This is a genomic window from Aeromonas bestiarum (assembly GCF_028751155.1).
Classification (GTDB): domain Bacteria; phylum Pseudomonadota; class Gammaproteobacteria; order Enterobacterales; family Aeromonadaceae; genus Aeromonas; species Aeromonas bestiarum.
Map to the genome: position 1 here is coordinate 2,241,413 of NZ_CP064746.1, position 20,321 is coordinate 2,261,733.

The 20,321-nt window shown below is 60.3% G+C and carries 22 protein-coding genes; 7 read left to right on the forward strand and 15 right to left on the reverse strand.

Translation table 11 applies throughout. The annotated features are described in order from the left end of the window. Window positions 1–31: 31 nt before the first annotated feature. Window positions 32–2,815 carry a DNA topoisomerase (ATP-hydrolyzing) subunit A gene (gene gyrA / locus IU367_RS10415; protein WP_274454244.1) on the forward strand — a complete coding sequence of 928 codons (2,784 nt, stop codon included), beginning with the start codon at window positions 32–34 and terminating at the stop codon, window positions 2,813–2,815. A 270-nt stretch (window positions 2,816–3,085) separates the two neighbouring features. Next, a complete protein-coding gene (locus tag IU367_RS10420; RefSeq protein ID WP_167336105.1) occupies window positions 3,086–3,256 on the forward strand; it encodes a hypothetical protein in 171 nt (56 codons plus the stop codon). 78 nt (window positions 3,257–3,334) lie between these two features. On the opposite strand, the gene IU367_RS10425 is transcribed toward IU367_RS10420, so the two are convergent. Then, complete coding sequence (locus tag IU367_RS10425; RefSeq protein WP_274454245.1) at window positions 3,335–4,390, reverse strand: PA0069 family radical SAM protein; 1,056 nt, start codon at window positions 4,388–4,390, stop codon at window positions 3,335–3,337. 174 nt (window positions 4,391–4,564) lie between these two features. On the opposite strand from IU367_RS10425, the gene IU367_RS10430 reads away from it, so the two are divergent. The 5 genes from IU367_RS10430 (at window position 4,565) to rplT (ending at window position 8,524) form a co-directional block, all read left to right on the forward strand. Beyond that, window positions 4,565–5,152 (forward strand): tetratricopeptide repeat protein, encoded by a 588-nt coding sequence (locus IU367_RS10430; RefSeq protein ID WP_274454246.1) that lies wholly within the window; start codon window positions 4,565–4,567, stop codon window positions 5,150–5,152. A 237-nt stretch (window positions 5,153–5,389) separates the two neighbouring features. Next, window positions 5,390–7,318, forward strand: a complete 1,929-nt coding sequence (gene thrS, locus IU367_RS10435) for a threonine--tRNA ligase (protein ID WP_043135382.1) — start codon at window positions 5,390–5,392, stop codon at window positions 7,316–7,318. Window positions 7,319–7,339: 21 nt separating this feature from the next. After that, on the forward strand, window positions 7,340–7,870 hold the full coding sequence (gene infC / locus IU367_RS10440) for a translation initiation factor IF-3 (protein ID WP_274454371.1): 531 nt from the start codon (window positions 7,340–7,342) through the stop codon (window positions 7,868–7,870). 85 nt (window positions 7,871–7,955) lie between these two features. Then, complete coding sequence (gene rpmI / locus IU367_RS10445) at window positions 7,956–8,153, forward strand: 50S ribosomal protein L35 (protein ID WP_005315535.1); 198 nt, start codon at window positions 7,956–7,958, stop codon at window positions 8,151–8,153. A gap of 14 nt (window positions 8,154–8,167) precedes the next feature. After that, the gene (gene rplT, locus IU367_RS10450) at window positions 8,168–8,524 is read left to right on the forward strand and encodes a 50S ribosomal protein L20 (protein ID WP_005300683.1); all 357 of its coding nucleotides are present in this window, start codon (window positions 8,168–8,170) and stop codon (window positions 8,522–8,524) included. A gap of 125 nt (window positions 8,525–8,649) precedes the next feature. On the opposite strand, the gene IU367_RS10455 is transcribed toward rplT, so the two are convergent. The 14 genes from IU367_RS10455 to IU367_RS10520 all read right to left on the reverse strand — a co-directional run bounded on the left by IU367_RS10455 (window position 8,650) and on the right by IU367_RS10520 (window position 20,272). Next, window positions 8,650–9,810, reverse strand: coding sequence for a phage late control D family protein (locus IU367_RS10455; protein WP_274454247.1), 1,161 nt, complete (start codon window positions 9,808–9,810; stop codon window positions 8,650–8,652). Next, window positions 9,810–10,301 carry a phage tail protein gene (locus tag IU367_RS10460; RefSeq protein ID WP_274454249.1) on the reverse strand — a complete coding sequence of 164 codons (492 nt, stop codon included), beginning with the start codon at window positions 10,299–10,301 and terminating at the stop codon, window positions 9,810–9,812. Before IU367_RS10460 ends, IU367_RS10455 begins: the two co-directional genes overlap by 1 nt. 12 nt (window positions 10,302–10,313) lie before the next feature. Beyond that, the gene (locus IU367_RS10465; protein WP_274454250.1) at window positions 10,314–12,749 is read right to left on the reverse strand and encodes a phage tail tape measure protein; all 2,436 of its coding nucleotides are present in this window, start codon (window positions 12,747–12,749) and stop codon (window positions 10,314–10,316) included. Then, entirely contained in the window at window positions 12,746–12,877 is a 132-nt protein-coding gene (locus IU367_RS10470) for a GpE family phage tail protein (RefSeq protein ID WP_041202707.1), read from the reverse strand. Before IU367_RS10470 ends, IU367_RS10465 begins: the two co-directional genes overlap by 4 nt. An 8-nt stretch (window positions 12,878–12,885) precedes the next feature. Beyond that, the gene (locus tag IU367_RS10475) at window positions 12,886–13,170 is read right to left on the reverse strand and encodes a phage tail assembly protein (RefSeq protein WP_019445430.1); all 285 of its coding nucleotides are present in this window, start codon (window positions 13,168–13,170) and stop codon (window positions 12,886–12,888) included. A gap of 77 nt (window positions 13,171–13,247) precedes the next feature. Next, complete coding sequence (locus IU367_RS10480) at window positions 13,248–13,766, reverse strand: phage major tail tube protein (protein WP_139411940.1); 519 nt, start codon at window positions 13,764–13,766, stop codon at window positions 13,248–13,250. A 9-nt stretch (window positions 13,767–13,775) separates the two neighbouring features. Further along, window positions 13,776–14,954 (reverse strand): phage tail sheath protein, encoded by a 1,179-nt coding sequence (locus IU367_RS10485; RefSeq protein ID WP_274454251.1) that lies wholly within the window; start codon window positions 14,952–14,954, stop codon window positions 13,776–13,778. 197 nt (window positions 14,955–15,151) lie between these two features. Further along, window positions 15,152–15,388, reverse strand: coding sequence for a tail fiber assembly protein (locus IU367_RS10490; protein WP_274454252.1), 237 nt, complete (start codon window positions 15,386–15,388; stop codon window positions 15,152–15,154). 13 nt (window positions 15,389–15,401) lie between these two features. Then, a complete protein-coding gene (locus IU367_RS10495; protein ID WP_274454253.1) occupies window positions 15,402–16,637 on the reverse strand; it encodes a gp53-like domain-containing protein in 1,236 nt (411 codons plus the stop codon). A gap of 1 nt (window position 16,638) precedes the next feature. Next, window positions 16,639–17,874: a phage tail protein I gene (locus IU367_RS10500; RefSeq protein WP_274454254.1), complete on the reverse strand. Its 1,236-nt coding sequence runs from the start codon at window positions 17,872–17,874 to the stop codon at window positions 16,639–16,641. Window positions 17,875–18,053: 179 nt separating this feature from the next. Continuing rightward, window positions 18,054–18,455 (reverse strand): hypothetical protein, encoded by a 402-nt coding sequence (locus IU367_RS10505; protein ID WP_274454255.1) that lies wholly within the window; start codon window positions 18,453–18,455, stop codon window positions 18,054–18,056. 10 nt (window positions 18,456–18,465) lie between these two features. After that, entirely contained in the window at window positions 18,466–19,347 is an 882-nt protein-coding gene (locus IU367_RS10510; RefSeq protein WP_274454256.1) for a baseplate assembly protein, read from the reverse strand. Next, window positions 19,344–19,703 carry a GPW/gp25 family protein gene (locus IU367_RS10515; protein WP_274454257.1) on the reverse strand — a complete coding sequence of 120 codons (360 nt, stop codon included), beginning with the start codon at window positions 19,701–19,703 and terminating at the stop codon, window positions 19,344–19,346. Before IU367_RS10515 ends, IU367_RS10510 begins: the two co-directional genes overlap by 4 nt. Beyond that, window positions 19,700–20,272, reverse strand: coding sequence for a phage baseplate assembly protein V (locus IU367_RS10520; protein WP_274454259.1), 573 nt, complete (start codon window positions 20,270–20,272; stop codon window positions 19,700–19,702). Before IU367_RS10520 ends, IU367_RS10515 begins: the two co-directional genes overlap by 4 nt. Between the last annotated feature and the right edge of the window lie 49 nt (window positions 20,273–20,321).

The following is a 20,321-nucleotide window of genomic DNA, read 5'->3' on the forward strand; positions in this document are numbered from 1 at the left end:
AAGAACAACTAATTAGGGATTAAGGCTTTCTATGAGCGATCTGGCCAGAGAGATCACGCCGATCAACATCGAAGAAGAGCTCAAGAGTTCCTATCTTGATTACGCCATGAGCGTGATCGTAGGACGAGCTCTGCCGGATGTGCGTGATGGCTTGAAACCGGTTCACCGCCGCGTTCTGTTTGCTATGAACGAGTTGGGGAACGACTGGAACAAGCCCTATAAAAAATCGGCCCGTGTGGTCGGTGACGTAATTGGTAAATACCACCCGCACGGCGACAGTGCCGTGTATGACACCATTGTCCGCTTGGCGCAGGATTTCTCCATGCGCTACATGCTGGTCGACGGTCAGGGCAACTTCGGTTCGGTCGACGGCGACAGCGCCGCCGCCATGCGTTACACCGAAGTGCGGATGGCCCGCATCTCCCACGAGCTGCTGGCCGATCTGGACAAAGAGACAGTGGACTGGGTACCGAACTACGACGGTACCGAGATGATCCCGGCTGTCATGCCCACCAAGGTGCCCAACCTGCTGGTCAACGGCTCATCCGGTATCGCGGTGGGCATGGCGACCAACATTCCTCCTCACAACCTCACCGAGATAGTCAACGGCTGTCTGGCGCTGATCGAAAATAGCGATCTCACCATCGATGAGTTGATGACCTATATCACAGGGCCTGATTTCCCCACTGGCGCCATCATCAACGGTCGCGCCGGCATAGTGCAGGCTTACCGCACCGGTCGTGGCTCCGTCTACGTGCGCGCCAAGGCCGAAGTGGAAGTGGACGACAAGACGGGTCGCGAGACCATCCTGGTTCACGAGCTGCCTTATCAGGTGAACAAGGCGCGGCTGATCGAGAAGATCGCCGAGCTGGTCAAAGAGAAGAAAGTCGAGGGCATCAGTGCCCTGCGCGATGAGTCCGACAAGGACGGCATGCGCATCGTTATCGAGATCAAACGTGGCGAGTCTGGCGAGATTGTGCTGAACAATCTCTACAAGCACACCCAGCTGCAGACCACGTTCGGCATCAACATGGTGGCGCTCGATAACAACCAGCCCAAGGTGATGAACCTTAAAGACATTCTGGATGCGTTCCTGCTGCACCGCCGTGAGGTAGTGACCCGCCGGACCGTGTTCGAACTGCGCAAGGCGCGGGATCGGGCCCACATCCTGGAAGGTCTGGCGGTCGCGCTGGCCAACATAGACCCCATCATAGAGCTGATCCGTCACTCCGATACCCCGGCTGACGCCAAGGCCAAGCTGGTTGCCCGCGGTTGGGAACTCGGCAACGTGGCCGGCATGCTGGAAAAGGCAGGCGACGACGCGGCCCGCCCCGAGTGGCTGGAGCCGGAGTTCGGCATCCGTGAAGGTCAATACTTCCTGACCGAACAGCAGGCCCAGGCCATCCTGGATCTGCGTCTGCACAAGCTGACCGGTCTCGAGCACGAGAAGATCCTGGAAGAGTACCAATCTCTGCTGGATCTGATCGCCGAGCTGCTGTTCATTCTGGCAAGCCCGGAACGGCTGATGGAAGTGATCCGCGATGAGCTGTTGGCCGTGCGCGAGCAGTATGGCGACGCGCGTCGCACCGAGATCAGCGCCTCCAGCGCCGAGATCAACATCGAAGATCTGATCACCCCGGAAGACGTGGTCGTGACCCTGTCTCACCAGGGTTATGTGAAGTACCAGCCGCTGACCGACTACGAGGCCCAGCGCCGCGGTGGTCGTGGCAAGTCGGCTACCCGGATCAAGGAAGAGGACTTTGTGGAACGTCTGCTGGTGGCCAACACCCACGACACCATTCTGTGCTTCTCCACCCGTGGCAAGGTCTACTGGCTCAAGGTGTATCAGCTGCCGGAGGCGTCCCGTGGCGCCCGTGGTCGTCCGATCATCAACTTGCTGCCGCTGGAAGAGGGTGAGCGCATCACCGCCATCCTGCCGGTCAAAGAGTATGCCGACGACAAGTATGTCTTCTTCGCCACCGCCGACGGTACCGTGAAGAAAACCAGCCTGTCTGCGTTCAGCCGTCCGCTCTCCTCCGGTATTCGTGCCATCAACCTCAAAGAGGGTGATGAGCTGATCGGGGTGGATATCACAGATGGCAGCAACGAGATCATGCTGTTCTCCGATGCGGGCAAGGTGGTTCGTTTCAATGAAGGCAGCGGCCGCGCCGATGCAGCCGATGCCGATGCCAGCGATGATGTCGACGGGGATGACGAGAGTGTCATTGACGCCGGCAACGACGACGATGGCAGCGACAACGGCGAAGGCACCGAAAGCAAGGGTACCTTCAAGGGCGTACGTCCCATGGGCCGTACCGCCGGTGGGGTTCGTGGTATCCGCCTGCTCAACGGTGACAAGGTGGTGTCCCTGATCGTCCCCCGTGGCGAGGGTGCCATCCTGACCGCCACCGAGAACGGTTACGGCAAGCGTACCGCGCTGACCGAGTACCCGACCAAGAGCCGTGGTACCCAGGGCGTTCGCTCCATCAAGGTGGACGAGCGTAACGGCAAGGTGATCGATGCGATCCAGGTCGAAGATACCGACCAGATCATGCTGATCACCAATGGCGGCACCCTGGTCCGTACTCGCGTCGCCGAGGTGAGCGTCATAGGCCGTAACACCGGCGGTGTGCGTCTGATCCGTACCGGTGAAGACGAGACAGTCGTCGGCCTGCAGCGTATCGCCGAGAGCGACGAGGAAGAGAACGACATCGTGGCCGTTGACGGTGAGGTGTCCGAAGGCACAGATACCGCGCCAGATGCCGGCTCTGCCGATGCAGGATCCACTGACGAGGGTGCAGCGAGCGACGAATAATCGCGCGTCTGCCTCCATGAAAAAGAGCGACCCCAGGGTCGCTCTTTTTGTTGCTGCCGTTTGCCCCAGGTAGCGCGCCCCCAGCCTGATGGGTCAGCCTGATCCTGTTGCCGCACGCGTTGCTGATCACTCGCACCGCGAGCATTGCCGTACTCCTCCTTGTCCTCAATTCATCATGCCTGCGTCATCCCCCTGTCATGGGATGCGGCCAAGCTTGCCCCTGTCGCACTCAACAGACTGCGACGCGCAGCCATCAAACAGGAGCACCTTATGACTAGCTGGGTAATGTGGGAGATCTGGTGGAGCCGGGTATGGGGCGAACATCAACCAGCGTCGCTGGCAGGGGAGCATGAGGACGAAGTGGCCCATGAGCCGGCACGACTGCCCGCCGAATTGATCGCCCAGGGCAAGGCCACGCACTCGCCTCGGCCAAGGGGGTGAGGCCCTGCTCGTCGGCATGGTTTGTGGTGTACCGGCGAAGGGGAGGCGTTATGAGTGCGGTTGACGCTGTCGGGGCGATCAGAACAGCCGCAGTTGTTCGCCCGGGCGAATGAAGCCGTCCCGCCGCAGCTGAAGATGGCGCTTGCCCAAGCCCAGGCGCTTGCTGATGAGCCGAAAGCGCTGGGCGAGCAAGTCGGCAAACTGGCCTTCACCGCGCATGCGGGTGCCAAAGGCGGGGCTGTTGAGCCCGCCATCCCGACTGGCCCGTAGCTGGTTCAGGATGGCCTCCTTCTGGCCGGGGTAGTGTTCCTCCAGCCAGTCGCTGAACAGGGTGGTCAGCTCGTGGGGCAATCGCAGCAGTATGTAGTCGGCGCAGTGGGCACCGGCCTCGGCCGCCGCCTTGATGATCTGCTCCAGCTCGGGCTCGTTGAGGCGCGGGATCATGGGGGCCGCCAGCACGCCGACCGGCACACCGACCTGTGCCAGCTTCTCGACCACCTTGAGCCGACCCGCACCTGTGCTGGCTCTGGGCTCCAGCTGTCGCCGCAGGGTTTCATTCAAGGTCGTCACCGACACCATCACCTGGCAGAGCCCCTCCCGGGCCAGCTCGGCGAGCAGATCGAGATCGCGCAATATCATGGCGCTCTTGGTGATGATGCCCACCGGGTGACGATGGGCCAGCATCACCTCCAGCAAGGCGCGGGTGAGGCGATAGTGATGCTCGATGGGCTGATAAGGATCTGTATTGGCGCCGAGTACTATGGTCTCTGGCTGATAGCTTGGCTTGGCAAACTCCCGGCGCAACAGCTCGGCGGCATTGAGCTTGGCAAACAGCCTGGTCTCGAAGTCGAGGCCGGGAGAGAGCTCCAGGTAGGCGTGACTGGGTCTGGCATAGCAGTAGATGCAGCCATGTTCGCAGCCCTGATAGGGGTTGATGGAGCGACCAAATGGCACATCCGGTGAGCGGTTGTAGCTGATGATGCTGCGCGCCGTTATCTCCTTCACCTCGGTGCGGGGAGCACTGGCGGCAAATGCTGCCTCCCACTCGGTTTGGGCCCAGCCATCGTCGACAGCCTCGACCAGCGGGCCGCTGAAACGATGCTCGATATTGTGGGTGCTGCCTCGTGCTGCCATCGTCTCGCACTGACACTGTTTATATATACAGTTATCATGCTGACCCTCATTGCCAAATGCAAGCCCTGCCAACTCATACCGCCATAAAAAGCATGTCAACGGGATCTCCTGCTTGATCACTGCGCTACATTTCGTTTACATAGACAAAATGCGAACTGGATCACGGAAATCATCATGAAACCCATCACCTGCCGCTGGCTGTTTATCGGAGTGCTTGGTCTGGTCATCTGGCGGCTGATCCCGCTCTCGACCGAGCAGGAGCTGGCATCGGCCAACCGGGCCTGGCGCAGCGGCCAGTTCGAAACGGCAACCAGGATCTGGCAACCGCTGGCCGAGCAGGGGATCCCGCGCGCGCAGGCGCTGATGGGCTGGAGTCATGAAGTGGGGCAGGGCACAGATCAGGACATGGAGCAGGCCATCAGCCTCTATCGTCAGTCGGCGCAGGCGGGGGATGCCTTCGGCCAGTACCGGCTGGCGGAGGTCTATCTGCGCGGCGCCGGGGTGAAACGGGATCTGCGGCAGGCATTTCACTGGATGGAGCTGGCGGCCCGCAACGGTGACGTACCCGCCATGCTGAAAGTCGGCGTGCTGCACCTGATGGGGGTGAGTGGCCGGGTCGATCTGGCTCAGGCCAAGCAGTGGCTCTATCAGGCCTCGCAAAAGGGCAACAAGCTTGCATTGAAGGTGTTGGAGGAGATCGCACTGGCCGAGGAGGGGAGCAGTACCTTCGATTTCAACTGGCAACCCCTGTTGGGTGACTAACCGGCAAGCACCTCATTTGGTTGTAGAAAATCTCATCCAACCCGATACAGCCCCGCCTACTTCTGGTAGCATGGTCCGGTTTTTGGTTTGCCTTGTGCCGTCACGCAAGCTGTTTGCGGCACTGGGTGTCTTCGCAAAGTGCTGTGGAGAGCCAGAACATCACCCTTTTTTGAATGATTTTTTTCCATCCCGCATGTGCCCTTTGGTAGGGGGCACCACTGTACAAGGAAACACACAATGCCAATCATTACTCTGCCTGACGGCAGCCAACGTCAATTTGCCCACTCCGTTTCCGTCATGGACGTGGCCGCGGACATAGGTCCGGGTCTCGCCAAGGCGTGCATTGCCGGTCGGGTAAACGGTGAACTGGTGGATGCCTGCGAGCTGATCGAAGCCGATGCCTCCCTGGCCATCATCACCGCCAAAGACGAAGAAGGTCTGGACATACTGCGCCACTCCTGTGCTCACCTGCTGGGTCATGCCATCAAGCAACTCTGGCCCCAGACCAAGATGGCCATAGGTCCCGTCATCGACAACGGTTTCTACTACGACATCGATCTGGATCGTACCCTGACCGACGAGGATCTGGCTGCCCTGGAAGAGCGCATGCTGGCGCTGGCCGCCAAGGATTACGACGTCATCAAGAAGAGAGTCTCCTGGCAGGAAGCACGCGACGTGTTCGAAGCCCGTGGCGAGACCTACAAGGTCGAGATCCTGGATCAGAATATTGCCCGTGATGACCAGCCTGGTCTGTATCATCACGAAGAGTATGTCGACATGTGTCGCGGCCCGCACGTGCCCAACATGCGTCACTGCCACCACTTCAAGTTGCAGAAGATGTCCGGCGCCTACTGGCGTGGCGATTCCAACAACAAGATGCTGCAGCGCATCTACGGCACTGCTTGGGCTGACAAGAAGCAGCTCAAAGGCTACCTGCAGCGTCTGGAAGAGGCGTCCAAGCGCGACCACCGCAAGATAGGCAAGCAGCTCGACCTGTATCACATGCAGGAAGAAGCCCCTGGCATGGTGTTCTGGCACAACGATGGCTGGACCATCTTCCGTGAGCTGGAAACCTTCATCCGCGGCAAGCTCAAAGAGTACGACTACCAGGAAGTGAAGGGTCCCTTCATGATGGATCGCGTGCTGTGGGAGCGTTCTGGCCACTGGGAGAAGTATGCCCAGGCCATGTTCACCACCCAGTCCGAAAACCGCGAGTACGCCATCAAGCCGATGAACTGCCCGGGTCACGTGCAGATCTTCAACCAGGGTCTGAAGTCCTACCGCGATCTGCCGCTGCGCATGGCCGAGTTCGGCTCCTGCCACCGCAACGAGCCGTCCGGTTCCCTGCACGGTCTGATGCGGGTGCGTGGTTTTACCCAGGATGACGCTCACATCTTCTGTACCGAAGAGCAGATCATGGAAGAGGTGTCCGCCTGTATCCGTATGGTCTATGACGTCTACGGCACCTTTGGCTTCGAAAATATCGTGGTCAAGCTCTCGACTCGTCCCGAGCAGCGCATCGGCTCCGATGAGGCCTGGGATCGCGCCGAGGCGGCGCTGGCCGAAGCCCTGGTGCTGAATGGTCTGAAGTACGATCTGCAGCCGGGTGAGGGCGCCTTCTACGGTCCCAAGATCGAATTTACCCTGCATGATTGCCTTGATCGTGCTTGGCAGTGTGGTACCGTGCAGCTCGACTTCGCCCTGCCTGGACGTCTGGGTGCCACTTATGTGGGTGAAGACAACGAACGCCACGTACCGGTGATGATCCACCGGGCCATTCTGGGTTCACTCGAGCGTTTCATCGGTATTCTGACCGAAGAGTACGCCGGATTGTTCCCGACTTGGTTGGCTCCGACTCAGGCTGTGGTCATGAATATCACAGATAATCAGGCCGATTATGCGGTAAAAGTAGCCAAAGCATTGAATGATGCGGGTCTTCGCGCAAAAGCGGACTTGAGAAATGAGAAGATTGGCTTTAAAATCCGCGAGCATACTTTGAAGCGAGTACCTTTCATGCTGGTCTGCGGCGATAAAGAAGTTGAAGCCGGTAAGATTGCAGTACGGACTCGTAAAGGGGCTGACCTGGGCACTTATCCTGTTGAAGAGCTAGTTGCTCTGTTGACCCAGGAAGTTCAGACCCGCGGACAAAAGAAAGTGGAGGAATAAGCTATAAAAGGCGGAAAAAAACTGGGCAAGCAACCGCAAGCCCGCGCTCACCGGATCAATACCGAGATTCGTCTGAAAGAAGTTCGTCTGACTGGTATTGACGGAGAGCCTTTGGGCGTCGTTGCTATCCAAGATGCATTGAACTTAGCCGTTGAAGCTGGAGTGGATCTGGTCGAGATCAGCCCTAACGCTGAACCGCCCGTTTGCCGGATCATGGATTACGGCAAATTCCTCTACGAAAAGAGCAAAACAACCAAAGAACAGAAGAAAAAGCAGAAAGTCGTCCAGGTCAAGGAAATCAAATTCCGTCCTGGTACTGACGAAGGCGACTATCAGGTAAAACTACGCAACCTGGTTCGCTTTCTAGAAGACGGGGACAAGGCTAAGGTCACCCTGCGCTTCCGTGGTCGTGAAATGGCTCACCAGGATCTTGGTATCAAGGTTCTGGAGCGCGTCAAGAACGATCTGGAAGAGTTGGCCGTAGTGGAGTCGTTCCCGAAAGTCGAAGGCCGTCAAGCTGTGATGGTCCTCGCACCCAAGAAGAAATCTTAAGGCCCACAAGAAATTGACTCATGGGTTCGCCCCATGAGTCGGTTCGCCTTGCGATTTTGTTGTCACTCACAATGCGGAGTATGAAATGCCGAAGATGAAAACCAACCGGGGTGCTGCAAAGCGCTTCAAGAAGACTGGCTCGGGTCGCTTCAAGTGCAAGCACAACCACCTGCGTCACATCCTGACCAAGAAGAGCAGCAAGCGTAAGCGCAAGCTGGGGCCGAAGTTCATGGTTTCTGCTGCCGACCACAAACGTGTTGTCGCTTGTCTGCCGTACGCATAAGGGGGATGTGAAAAATGCCAAGAGTTAAACGTGGTGTGACTGCTCGCGCTCGTCACAAGAAAGTAATGAAAGCCGCCAAAGGTTACTACGGCGCCCGTTCCCGAGTTTACCGCGTAGCGGTACAAGCGGTAACTAAAGCTGGTCAGTATGCCTACCGTGACCGTCGCCAGAAAAAGCGTCAGTTCCGTCAGCTGTGGATTGCGCGTATCAACGCTGCAGCCCGTCAGAACGGTCTGTCCTACAGCCGTCTGATCAACGGTCTGAAGAAGGCTTCTATCGAGATCGATCGCAAGATCCTGTCCGATATCGCCGTTCACGACAAGTTGGCTTTCACCGCCCTGGTTGAAAAGGCTAAAGCAGCGCTGGTTTAATCCGGTTCTGTTATGAAAGATAAAAGGAGGCTCAGGCCTCCTTTTTTGTATCTGTAACTCTTTGTTTTACATAAGTTTTTCCTTTCTTATGTCCACATTATGTCCACGCTTTTTTATCTATGTGGTCACTCAGGCAGTTCTTCCAGTTTCACTTCGAGTTGCAAGCGGTTGGTGTAGCCCTGATCGGTGAGGTCGTGGATGACCTGGGTGAGTAGCCAGTCTGCTTCGTCGATTTGCGGTTTGAAGCCCCTGACCGTGGTGGGTTGCTCCGGGTAAAGTTCGGGGCGGCCTTTGGCCAGGGTGATCTGAAACTCGGCCACGCCGCGCTGCAGCTTTTCCCACTCTGCCCGGGCGGCCAGCATGGCGTTGCTCTGGCTGGCGTAAACGTGGCGCAGTTCCTTGACGTTCTCACTGTCACCAACCAGCAGCTCGTTTTCCTTCTTGTTGACCACCACTCCAGGCGGTAATGGCCGTTCCTCTTTCGGTTTGGTCTTCCGTTTGCGCTTCACCTCGATTTTCTTCTTCTCGGCGGCCTTGTTGTCTTGCCAGTAGGCGATGACACCGGTGTAGGCGTCGCGGTCTGCCACCGAGAACTGGTGCTGATCGCCGTCCTGGCGGGTGATGGTGATGGCAGGGAGTGCCTTGCCGCTGGCGGTGGTACCGTTGCCCGCCTTGATGAACATCAGACGGCCAGATTTGACGGTGGTGATGGCATCCTGCTCGGTGGCCAAGCGGGTGAGAAAGGCCAGATCGCTCTCGTTGGTCTGGTCGATGTGGTCGATCACCATCCCCTTGAAGGCGTCGCCAACGCTCGGTGTCAGGCCATAGCGGGCGGCAAGCTGCTCAACGATGGCGCCGATGGTCTCGAAGTGCCAGCTGCGCTCGCGCAGTTTATTCATGCCCCCGCGCAGGTCTGCCGACTTGCCCCTGATGGTGAGCACATCCGGCGCGCCGCCGTGTTCCACCTCGTCAATTTTGAAGGTGCCTTTATCGACCAGGGGGCCGCCTTGCCAACCGATGCTGGCTTGCAGGGTGGCCCCACGGCGCGGCATGGCCAGCTTGCCATCGCTGTCATCGAGGGCGATCTCGATGGTGTCGGCCGAAAAGCCCCGGTTATCGGTGATGGTCATGTGCATCAGGCGTGGGCGCAGGGTGCCCGAGACATCGCGACCATCGACCCGCACCTGATAGGCGGGCGCCGGATGTTGTTGGCGCAGGGCATCCAGTTGGCTGGTGATGCCAAGGTTTTCAGCCAAACGGGTACCGAACTGGTCGAATGCCTCCATCAGAGCAGCCCCCCGAGTTTGCCGCCTACGGTGTTCAGCAGCTTGCCGACGCCCAATCTACCGAGCAGGTTGCCCGCGGTGCGGCCGAGTAGGGTATTGCCGAGGGAGCTGGCGTTGTCATCGACCCGCTTGAGCTTGATGATGAACTCGATTTTTCTGGCGCTGCCATCCTGGAAGAACTCGCTGCGGGTGGTGCTGATCCCCTCTATCACGAACGAGCCACGCATCACGCCATCCCCTTGGATCAGGGGGAAGGCTTGGCCGCTGTCACCCATGCTATTGAGCATATCGAGGGAGACGGGCCCGCCAGTGAGCTCTGGATAGAGCACCCCGCTTAAGTGACTGAGTTCGTCATCTGGCCCGAGGTACTGATAAGAGGGTCGGGCGCCGACCCGGTTATTGCCCGGGTGGCGCCATGCGCGTTCGTCTTGTTGGGATTGCGGGGCCACGGTCGAGCGCATAAACACGAACCAGCCCAGGGTCATCATCATGGTGGTTGCTCCTTAGTTGCGGTCGGTCAGGGAGGCGCGGCCACTGGCGGCAGCCTGGCGTTCGCGTCGGTCCAGTTCGCGGCGCACCTCTTGCGCCACATCGGTGGCTGATTGTCCCGGCTGCTGGGTGATACTGATCGGGGTGTGGATCTGGGTGGTGCTGTTGCCTCTGGCCACAGGTCGCACCTGGGTGACGATGCGCGGGCCGTATCCCGAACCGCCCGCCATGGCTGGGGTGTTGTAGTTGCCGGTGAGGTAGCCGGACGGATTGACGTTGGCGGTGACCGAGCCGCCCCCCGTCATCCAGTCCGGCAGCAGGTCGGTGAGGGCTTTGATCTTGTTCTTCAAGCTCTCCCACTTGGCACTGATGCCGCCAATCAGGCCGTCGATGATGGCCTTACCCTTGTTGGTGGCGCCCGCAGGCAGGGTATCGAAGAAGGCCCAGATTTCGTCCCAGTGCATGATCAGCATGCCGATGGGGGTCCATGAGAAGAGCTCTTTCAGGAGTTCCCAGAAGGCGAGAGCAGGGGCCTTGCACTGGGCCCATAGGTCGCTGAACCACTTGGTGACCCCATCCCAATGTTTGTAGAGCAGGTAGGCCCCGGCCGCGATTGCCACAATCCCCATGATGAACCAGCCGATCGGGGTGGTAAGCATGGCAATCCCGAGCCTGACCATGCCCATGGTCAGCGCCTTGATGAAGGTCAGCAGCGGGCCGCCATAAACCAGCAGGGTTGAAAGCCCCATCTTGATGGCGGCCAGTGGCCCCAGCAGCCCGGCCACAATCAGCAGCAGCGATCCGCCAGCGGCAGCCGTTACGGCGGTGACCGCCGCGATACGAGTCAGGGTCGAAGTCAGCTCGGGGTTGGCCCGCATCCAGTCGCCAGTGACCTGGATGATCTCGGTGACGCGCTGGATAATGCCGCGCAGTGGGCCGTTTTCGGTCTCCATCATCTGGATCCCTACGTCGTCCCAGGCGGAGGTGAGGTTGTCCAGGTCGCCGATGGCGTTATCGGCCATCACCTTGGCGACCTTGCCCGCTTCCCCCTGCGTTTGCTTCAAGGTGGCGATCAGCTCCTGCAGCTTGCCGGAACCAGCCTGCTCGGTCAGCACGGTCAGGGCGGCAAATGCCTCTTCGCCGGCGATGGCCTTGAAGTAGCCCGAGCGGGTGGCGTCCCCCATCTTGCTGGTTTTCTTGTAGAGCTCGTCCAGGATATCTGGCAGCGAGCGCAGGTTGCCCGCCGCATCGGCGGTCTTGACGTTGAGGGCGGCCAGCGCATCATTCGCGGCCTTGGGCGGGGAGGCCAAACGGCCGAGAATGGCGCGGATGGCAGTCCCGCCCATGCTGCCCTGAATACCCGCATCTCCCAGCTTGCCCGCCATGGCAGAGGCGGTTTCAAGGTCGACCCCGAGCCCTGCGGCTACCGGCCCCACGTATTTCATGGTTTCGCCCAGCATCTGCAAGTCGACGTTGGCGCGGGTGAAGGTGCCGACCATCACATCCCCCAAGCGGGTCATCTGGTTGGCCGGCAGCTTGAAGCCGGTCAGGATGTTGGATCCGATGTCAGCGGCGGCAGCAATCTCGACGCCGCCCGCTTTGGCAATATCGAGCACCCCGGGCATGGCATCACGGATTGCCTTGGGGGTGAAACCGGCCATGGCCAGAAAGCCCTGACCCTGCGCCGCTTCACCCGCCGTGAAGGCGGTATTGGCGCCGAGCTCCCGTGCCTGGGCCCGCAGGGCGGCCAGTTCGCTGCTCTCTTTGCTCAGCCGGGTGATCGCCTGCACCTTGGACATATCGACATCAAAGCCCATCGCCTTGCCCGCGATATTGGTGCCCTTGTAGATGGCGGCGGCCCCGGTGGCCATGCCCGCAGCGCCATAGCCCGCCAGAGTGCCGCGCATAGACATGGTTTTGTCGTAGTTGGCTTTGATCTGGTTAAGGCGCTTTTGCTGGTCGGCCAGTTGCCCCAGCTTGGCCCGCTGCTGGTCGAGCTGGCTGTTGGCGGCGGCGAGATCGCTCTTGAGCTGGCGCTGGTGCTGGCCCAGCTGTTTGGTGTTGATGCCTGCCTCGCTCATGGCCCGTTTCAGGCTGCCGTGACGGGCGACCATTTCCCGCTCTTGCTGGGAGAGGTTGCGCACCTTCTGCTTGGCTTGCTCCATAGCCCGGGTCATGGCCTTGGTCGGTTGCTCGACCTTGGCGAATTGCTGGGCCATCTGCTGGGCGTCGCGCTGGGCTTGGGTCAGCTGGGCGCGGGTTGCGCCAATCTGCTGGCCGAGGGTGCGATAGCCATCAATCTGGCCGCTCTGGGCTTCCAGCTCCTTGATGCGCTTTTTCGTGTCGACCAGGTCTTTGGCGGTGATGCGGCTCTGGCCGCTGGCTGCCTTGAGGGGGGCGGTGAGCTTGTCGATCCCGTTAAGCAGGATTTGAAGTTTGAGAGGGTTCATTGTTGTTCTGCCCCGTTGATGCGGTTGTGAGTCTCAACGAGGCGTTGGTGCCAGCCCATCAGCTCGCTGATCTCCATGACCGCCATCTCGGACGGCGGCCAGTGGGCGATGATGGCCAGATCGGCCATCACCTCGTCTACGCAATGAGGTAGGCCATTCTCTTCGGTACCAAAAAAGCGCTTACCTCGCTGCCCAGTTGCATCAGGTCAGCCGGATCCATGTTGCCAATCTCGGCTTCGGTCAACATGGGGGTGGTGATGCGGGGCAGCAGTTTGGTGAGGGCGTTGACGTCCATCTGCACCACATCGGTCATATTGAGGCCGCGCATTTCGCCCGCCTTGGGCTTGCGCAGCTGGATCTCGGTGAGGGTAGTGTCGCCGCGCTGGATGGCTTGGTCGAGGGTAACGGTTTTGTTTTCCATGGTGTCGGTTCCTGGTGATGTGGTGAGGGCGGCACTTATTGGTTGGATAAGGGCCGCCCATTGGATGAGATAAGGGGTTAGAGGCCGAGGGCTTTGCGGTGCTCGGCCATGCGGTCGACGCCATCGGGGCCGATCTCAATCATGTTGATGAGGTCGATTTCATGGATCACCTGACCGTTGATGGTCTCCTTGTAGTAGGTGTTGACCATGCCGACCTTGGCCTGGGAGTTGTCACCGGCCTTGAGGGTGCCGCGGTCGAGCTCTTTGAAGCGGCCACGGCAGATGATCTCGACGGGTACCACCTCGGCGGTGTCGTCGCCCTGCACCGAGCCGGCAAAGCGCACCATGGTGCCATCGGCCTTGGGTTCCCCCATGCAGCGCAGCAGGGGCTCGCCATAGCCGCCGAAGGTGAACGAGATATCGAGGGCGCTGTCATCGAATCCCATGTCGATGTTGACGGCGCCGCCCATGCCGCCGCCGCGATAGGCTTCAAACTTGCGGGTCAATTTGGCCGGGGTGAAATCTTCCGCTTCACCCACCCAGTTCTCGCCGTTGAGAAAGACGTTCAGGCGTTTGAGTTTGCGTGGCAGTGCCATGGGGGCTCCTTATGCTGCGGCCGCGACGCGGGCGCCGAAGTCGATCAGGTAGTGGTCGGTGACGCGCTGGATGAAACCGAGGTCTTCGAGCGGCGGCACCGGGGTGTAGTTGTAATCAATGCGCAGCTTGCCCGCCTTGAGGGTGTCCTTGTCGTTGAGCTCCTCGTTGTACCAGCAGTCAAACCCGAGCAGATAACCGCCGTTCACCAGCTCGCGCCCCTTGGCCTTGATCCCTTCGACGATGTCTTTGACCAGGGAAGGGTGCAGCGGCTTGTCGTTGGCCCACATGTGGGCCTCTGCCATGGTGTCAGCCAGGATCTGGGCGGTGCGGGTGTAGTTCTCGAAGGCGAACAGGGGATCGTCTGAGCAGGTGCGGTTGCCCCAGTAGCGAAAGCCGTCAGAGCGGATCAGGGCGGTGACTTCGTTGGCGTTGAGCAGGCCGACCTCGGTGTCGGGGTCTTGCAGATCCCAGAACAGGTTTTTGGTGATGCCATCGACCCCGGTCACACCGACGTTCGACAGGGTCTTGTGCCAGCCAATCTCTTTGTCGATGAGCGCCCTCATGGCTGCGGCCTTGAGGCAGGCATCGAGCTTGATGCTGGCATTGGTGGCAATGTCCCACGCCGTCCAGTCGGCATGCACCAGCATCAGCTCACGGCTGGAGAAATTTTCACGGTAGGCCAGCGCAGCCTCGACGGTCTCGGCGATGGTCGGTACATAAGCAAAGGCGCGCAGCTTCTTGGCCATGCCCGCCAGCGCAGTGGACACCGGCAGGGTACAGTTGTCCGGCACGCAGAGGATGCGCGGCTTGACGCCGGTAGCCGGGGTGGCCCGCTCCAGTGCTTTGAGGCCGGTGTAGCTACCATCGGGCTTGATGGTGCCGATGATGTTGCTGGTCAGCGCTGCTGCATCCGCGCCTTTAGCCACGCGCACGGCGATAACGATGGTGTTGACGGTGTCATAGATGGTTTGCAGCGAGCGTTTCAGGTTCCCCTCGCTGCCTGCCTTGGCGATGGCCGCTGGCAGGTTGGCGATCAGCACAGGCTTGTCGAGGGGGAAGTAGGTGGCGTCGGCGTCTTCGCTGGTGCAGACCATGCCGATCACCGCCGTGGCGACGGTGCGGATGGTACGGGTACCCTCGGTCGCTTCGACGACGCGCACGCCGTGGTGGAATTGGTCCAGTGCCATAGGTTCTCCTGTTGTCCGGACGGAGCATTCTTTGCGTAGGTAATGCAGGTGATGTGAACAGGGTCAGGATGCAGGGGCAGGGGATGTCAGGCGAGCGGCGGCCAGTGTATCTGGCTTGGATACACTGGATGGGCGGTGACAATGGGGTTATGGGCGGCAGTAACGAAACACCCCGCACAAGGCGGGGTGTTGTGGCGTTATCTCACTATTGGCATCGGATCTTCGGTTGGCTCTTCTGGCGTGGGGACCCAGATTGGTTTTCCGTCAGCATCAGCACCAACCGTCATGCCTGATGGTGGCAAGTCGAGTCTGAATTGTTTGAACGTCTCAAATCCAACATCTATCCCATCAACTGGCCAGGCGCCGGCTTCGATGTAACAGCTTTTCAGGCTGTACGGGTAAAACGCGCAATTTTGCGGATTAAAACGAAACATATTGCCTCCTTCGTTAGTAGCCAATGGCGAGGTATCGCACACCGACTTGCCCATTTGCGTTGGACTGAACGCCATTTACCCAGCAAGAACAGTTGTGTCCGGTAGTGGATGGCGCACCAAGCTGGGTCAGGGTGAAGTTGACGTTTTGCGCGCCACCAGAGCCAACAAACGGCGTCGGTAGTGCTGTGAAGCAGGCATTGGGAAATGGGACCGACCATGTTACTGGAGCGAAGCCTGTGGCGTTGGACAGTACCGATGACCACTGAATGATCAAGCCCCCCATCCAACTCGGTAGTGCAATGTAACCATTGAGGCCCAGACCCACAGAAAGACCGCTGCGCAGCTTCTTGGGGGTGACCGCCACATCATCGGCTGTTCCTGCATTGGTTTGTGCCTGGGTTGCCACCTTGATCAAACCGAGAGCGGTTTCTGATGCCTGTTTGACCCATGCCAACAGCTTCTTGGCGGTGACGAATTTGGCATCATCGGTACCGGCGTTCACCTCTGCCTGGGTGGCGATCTGTGCCTTACCCTTCACGGCTTCGCTGGCGGTGGCGATGGTTACCGCCCCGGTCATGCCATCCACCGATTGCACCGAGTCAGTCGGGGTGAGCAGTTCTTGCCAGTTGGCCAGGGTGGTGGCGCCAGCTACCCGCAGGATGAAGCTCTTGTTGAGGTCGGTACGTACGGCGATATCTCCGACCTCGGCGGTCAGGGCCAGCATGGCGGCCTGGGTGCTGACGACAAAGGTGTCGGTGATGGCCGTGGCCGGGATCTGGTTAACGGGGACCTTGCCACTGCCATCGAGTGTTGCTACCCCATTGGCTGCGCCTTTTTGTGCGTTGGGAATGGCATCGGTGATGCCATAGCCTGCCAGAGTGGTTGGGTTGCTGCCGGCAGTGATGTTGCCCTTGGCATCGACGGTGACCGAGCGATAGGTACCCGCCACCACTCCTGAGTTTTTATAGGTGGCGGTGATGGTGATGTTGCCGCTGCCATCAAATGCCGCCTGACCGGTCACATCGCCAGCCAGGGCAATATTGCGGGCGGTGCTGAGCTTGTTGGCCTTGCCCGCCGCCGTGTTGCCCCCTTCGATATCATCGACGTGTTTTTTCAGGTAGGCGGTACGATTGGCAAGCGCTTGTGCTTGCTTGTTGGAGATGCCGCCCGGGCCGCCCAGCACCGGATCACCGGTTTCGAGTTGGTAGATGCCAGCCTCCCAGCTGACGACCTCTTGTAAATTCGCCATATCACGAGGCTCCGTGGTTGTAGTTGCCGTTGTAGGTTGCGGCGCCGTTGTAGGTAACGGGCGCCCGGGTGTAATCGAGCGCAGAGAGGTGGCAGCGGGCTGGGGCCATCTCTGCCAACAGGCGCTTGATGCGGTTGGCCTGTTCGGTGGTGACCGGGCGAGTCAGGATGACCCGATAGACTGCCCAGCGGGTCGGGTCGCCGTGGGGTTCGTTGCCGTTGTAGCTGAGTGTGCCGTCATAGCGGCGGCCGGTGGCGCGCTCGATGATGGTACTGTCACCAAAGCCCAGCACGTTCAGCGCCTCCTTGATGGCCCATGGGGTGCCCTTGCGCTGATGCAACCTGAACGAGGCTTTGATCAGCGCCCGCTGCTGGTCTTCCGATTCCGCCAGCTCCCACCAGTCCACCGAACGGGCCCATGCCAGCCAAGGCAGCAGCGGCGCCGGGCAGGTGTTGGCAAAGCGGGTGGAGGTAATGACTTCTGGTGTCAGGTTGCAGCCCAGCGCGGCGGCAGTCAGGTGCTCCAGTCTGCTCGCCGATGGAGGTAGCAGATCGCGAGTGGCAGGCGTTGCCAGCGGCAGGCGATGCACCTTGTGCGACCCCATGCCACCGGCATCGGCCCCTTGGGTAGCCAAGCGAGTGATGGCGGTGAACGGGCTTACCAATGGGGGCTCAAGTCCATCGTGTGCCAGGGTGATGGTCAGGGCTGGCTGGGTTGCTGCTGGCAGGGCTGGCGCCATCGGGTAGATGATCTGGGCGTACTTGGCGATCGGTGTGCCCATTGCGCCGGTAAAGGCGGTTGCCGCCTGCGCCAGCTTGGTTTTCAGCAATGGCTCACCTTGCTGACCGTCAGTCAGATCACCGATGGTCTGTCGCACCTTGGCCTTGTGGCTGCCGATGACGCCGAGAGCGAACCCTGCAGGAGCCAGCCGCTGCTGAATGGTCGGCGCCTTGATGGCATCAGGGGGGAATCCGCCGGTAGCGAGCCGGGTTCTGACTCCCGCCGTGCCGACCATCCCCGCATCAAGCCCGACAAGGGTTATCTGTGTTGACATGTCAGCCGTCCCCATGGCGAGCAGATCGCCCATTGTTGCAACCGTGGCCCGGATGGTCGTTGCCGGAGCGCCCTGTGCGCCATCGCTGATAGCGATGGCTTTGGTGCGGCTGGTCAGCTTGTTGGCCCCGGCGGCAAATTGGCTGATCCCGGTTGGCTTGGCGCGTTGAATGAGCGATGCCATCCCGACTTGGCCTGCTTCTATCCCTGCCACTGTCAGGCCAACTCTGACCCCGGCAATGGCTTTTGGCGCTGGATCATCCGGGCCTTGCACTGTGCCCCGATAGAGGGCAGCCCCGTCATATGACAGAGTGCCGTCGTGATAGGTGAGTGACCCGCGCCAGACGGGATAGAGGGTTGCCATCAGAGCTTGAAGATCTTATTGGGGCCGTTATCCCAGGCGATGATGATGTCGCCGCCGTTGGTGCTGACCGGCAGGCCCGCCGCGGTGTCGAACAGGGCGATCAGCGGGCTGGTCGCGGCGTTGCCGGTGTCTTTGTAGATGGCGCAGTAGTTGACGTTAGCGGTTGGCACTGCCGAGAACGTGACATCAGCCGCGTCGAGCACGCCAGCGGAAACGGTTTTGCTGGTCAGGGTCTGCGGGGTTCCGACAACATGGGCTGAAATTCCGCTGTAGAACTCGTCGCTGGCAAGGGTCGGTGAATAGGTGCTTTTGAGCAGGGCACACTTGAGGGTGTCGGCGCTGGCATTGATGGCGCCGGTGAGAAACTTTTCGCGGCCTTTGTCATAGAGGGCGTTTGCCATGGTGGTGTCCTTAGTCGAGGGTGATGGAGGTGAGTTTGGCGGCCTGCTGTGCGCTACAGGTGACGTCGGTCAGCGGCGCGCGCAGGGTGACGCTATCGATCCCCGGCTGGTGCAGGGCGGCATAGATGGCGGAAAGCGGGACGGTGGCCCCGACCCGGTAGTAAGCGGCGGCCGTTTTGGCCATGGCATCTTTCGCGGCAGCAATGGCCTGCTCTTTACCCAGGCCGATGGCGTTGAGGGTGGCATCGATGGCATAGGGTTTGATCTGGGCGGGTTCGACTGCCACCAGATCGCAGAGCGGGCGCACGTCTTCGGCTGAGAGCGCTTTATCGACCAGATTGAGGGTGTCGGCGCTCGGCTGGCCTGCCGGTGAGAGGATGGTCACTCTGACAGTACCCGGGGTGGGGCTATCGACGGCGACATCGGCCACCTCGGCACTGGCCGAGAGGGCGTGAAACTTGTAGGCATTGATCGGGCCCGCCGTGGCCATGCCCTCATAAGCCATTTGGCAGCGCAGGCGCAGGCGGTCATCAGATTCATACACCGGCTCGATGGGAGGGGTGGCGTTGGGGTCACCCGGGGTGACCAGCAGGCGTTCGAGTTCGTACTCACCAGCCACATGGTCAAGGGTCGTGCCACTGGCAAAGGCAAGCAGGGTCTGCTTGGCGGCATCGTTGATGCGGGCCCGCAGGATCATTTCGTTGTAGGCGTTCTCCTGCAGCAGCTTGTTGAGCGGCTCTGATTCAAGTTCCAGCGTGGCAGCAATGGCCGCCTGCTGGTCTGCTGGGTAGTAGCTGATCAGGGTGGCTTTGCGCTTGGCCAGGATGGCCTCGAAGTCGAGGGTTTCCTCGACTTCCGGTGGCGGCAGCTGGGTCAGGTCTACATTGCTCACTGGGCGGCTCCTGTCGGAATGGGGATGGTTGCAGACTCCAGCACGCCGCCATCTTTGCGCTGCCAGGTGAGCTCGATGGTTAAGGCGCCATCCATGCCGCTGCCCAGTACATCGACGCGGGTGACGGTGATGCGCGGTTCCCAGTTGATAAGGGCCTGCACAGTGGCGGCCATCAGGCGCAGGCGGGTGGCTTGATGCTGGGGCATGTCGATGAGGTAAAAGAGCTCGCTACCGTAGTCACGGCGCATCACCCGCGAGCCCACCGGGGTGATAAGGATGTCGCGCACCGACTGGATGATGTGGTCGGTGGCGCTGATGGCGCGGCCATTGGCGGCATTCATGCCGAGCCAGTTCATACAGGGCCCCCTGATGTGCCGTTGCCCGGCATAGTGTCTTTATGTTTATGGGTCGTGACTTCTATGCCGCCGATGGTTGCGGTGGGGGCGGTAATCTTGCCCCCCGCGCTGATGGTGGTGCCAACCTTGAGCGCCTTGGTGCATTCGACCAGCGGGGTGATCAGCTTGACGGTTACCGATGCCGAGATAGTGGCGGACTTGATGCCGGTGGCGTTGAGTGCTCCGGTTTCAGGGTTGTATTCGATGACGGCACCATCGGCGTATTCGGTGCGGTCGAGATCCGGGTTGTCATTTTCGGCCAACGGTTCGGGGTACTGGTCAGCATTGAGGCGGCCGACGATATAGGCATTGCGCAGATCGCCGCTGACGGAGAGCAGGATCACCTGCTCGCCCAGGCTCAGGCGGTGGCGGGTGCGGTTAGCCCCGGCCCGTTCTGTGGTGTAGGGCCGCCAGTTGGTGGTGATCTCGCCGGTTTTGACGCGACACTCCCCAGAGCGCACGGCGGTGACGGTGCCAATGCGGATCAGGTTGTCGATCAGGCGTTTGAGTTCGGTTGGGGTCGGTTGCATGGGGCCATTGTTTTGGGCAATGGCCGGGAAGGCGAGGGGAGGTTAGTGT

Excerpts from the sequence above, each read along its gene's own strand:
- IU367_RS10500 (WP_274454254.1), bottom strand. The coding sequence starts at position 17,874 with ATGGCATCGCTCATTCAACGCGCCAAGCCAACCGGGATCAGCCAATTT.
- IU367_RS10470 (WP_041202707.1), bottom strand. The coding sequence starts at position 12,877 with ATGGCCGATCTGGCCATCATCGCCCACTGGCCGCCGTCCGAGATGGCG.
- IU367_RS10485 (WP_274454251.1), bottom strand. The coding sequence starts at position 14,954 with ATGGCACTGGACCAATTCCACCACGGCGTGCGCGTCGTCGAAGCGACC.
- IU367_RS10465 (WP_274454250.1), bottom strand. The coding sequence starts at position 12,749 with ATGAACCCTCTCAAACTTCAAATCCTGCTTAACGGGATCGACAAGCTC.
- IU367_RS10480 (WP_139411940.1), bottom strand. The coding sequence starts at position 13,766 with ATGGCACTGCCACGCAAACTCAAACGCCTGAACGTCTTTCTCAACGGC.
- IU367_RS10505 (WP_274454255.1), bottom strand. The coding sequence starts at position 18,455 with ATGGCAAACGCCCTCTATGACAAAGGCCGCGAAAAGTTTCTCACCGGC.
- IU367_RS10520 (WP_274454259.1), bottom strand. The coding sequence starts at position 20,272 with ATGCAACCGACCCCAACCGAACTCAAACGCCTGATCGACAACCTGATC.
- IU367_RS10455 (WP_274454247.1), bottom strand. The coding sequence starts at position 9,810 with ATGGAGGCATTCGACCAGTTCGGTACCCGTTTGGCTGAAAACCTTGGC.
- IU367_RS10425 (WP_274454245.1), bottom strand. The coding sequence starts at position 4,390 with ATGGCAGCACGAGGCAGCACCCACAATATCGAGCATCGTTTCAGCGGC.
- gyrA (WP_274454244.1), top strand. The coding sequence starts at position 32 with ATGAGCGATCTGGCCAGAGAGATCACGCCGATCAACATCGAAGAAGAG.
- rpmI (WP_005315535.1), top strand. The coding sequence starts at position 7,956 with ATGCCGAAGATGAAAACCAACCGGGGTGCTGCAAAGCGCTTCAAGAAG.
- IU367_RS10430 (WP_274454246.1), top strand. The coding sequence starts at position 4,565 with ATGAAACCCATCACCTGCCGCTGGCTGTTTATCGGAGTGCTTGGTCTG.
- IU367_RS10420 (WP_167336105.1), top strand. The coding sequence starts at position 3,086 with ATGACTAGCTGGGTAATGTGGGAGATCTGGTGGAGCCGGGTATGGGGC.
- thrS (WP_043135382.1), top strand. The coding sequence starts at position 5,390 with ATGCCAATCATTACTCTGCCTGACGGCAGCCAACGTCAATTTGCCCAC.
- IU367_RS10460 (WP_274454249.1), bottom strand. The coding sequence starts at position 10,301 with ATGATGATGACCCTGGGCTGGTTCGTGTTTATGCGCTCGACCGTGGCC.
- IU367_RS10475 (WP_019445430.1), bottom strand. The coding sequence starts at position 13,170 with ATGGAAAACAAAACCGTTACCCTCGACCAAGCCATCCAGCGCGGCGAC.
- IU367_RS10495 (WP_274454253.1), bottom strand. The coding sequence starts at position 16,637 with ATGGCGAATTTACAAGAGGTCGTCAGCTGGGAGGCTGGCATCTACCAA.
- IU367_RS10490 (WP_274454252.1), bottom strand. The coding sequence starts at position 15,388 with ATGTTTCGTTTTAATCCGCAAAATTGCGCGTTTTACCCGTACAGCCTG.
- rplT (WP_005300683.1), top strand. The coding sequence starts at position 8,168 with ATGCCAAGAGTTAAACGTGGTGTGACTGCTCGCGCTCGTCACAAGAAA.
- IU367_RS10515 (WP_274454257.1), bottom strand. The coding sequence starts at position 19,703 with ATGAACTGGCTCGGCATGAATGCCGCCAATGGCCGCGCCATCAGCGCC.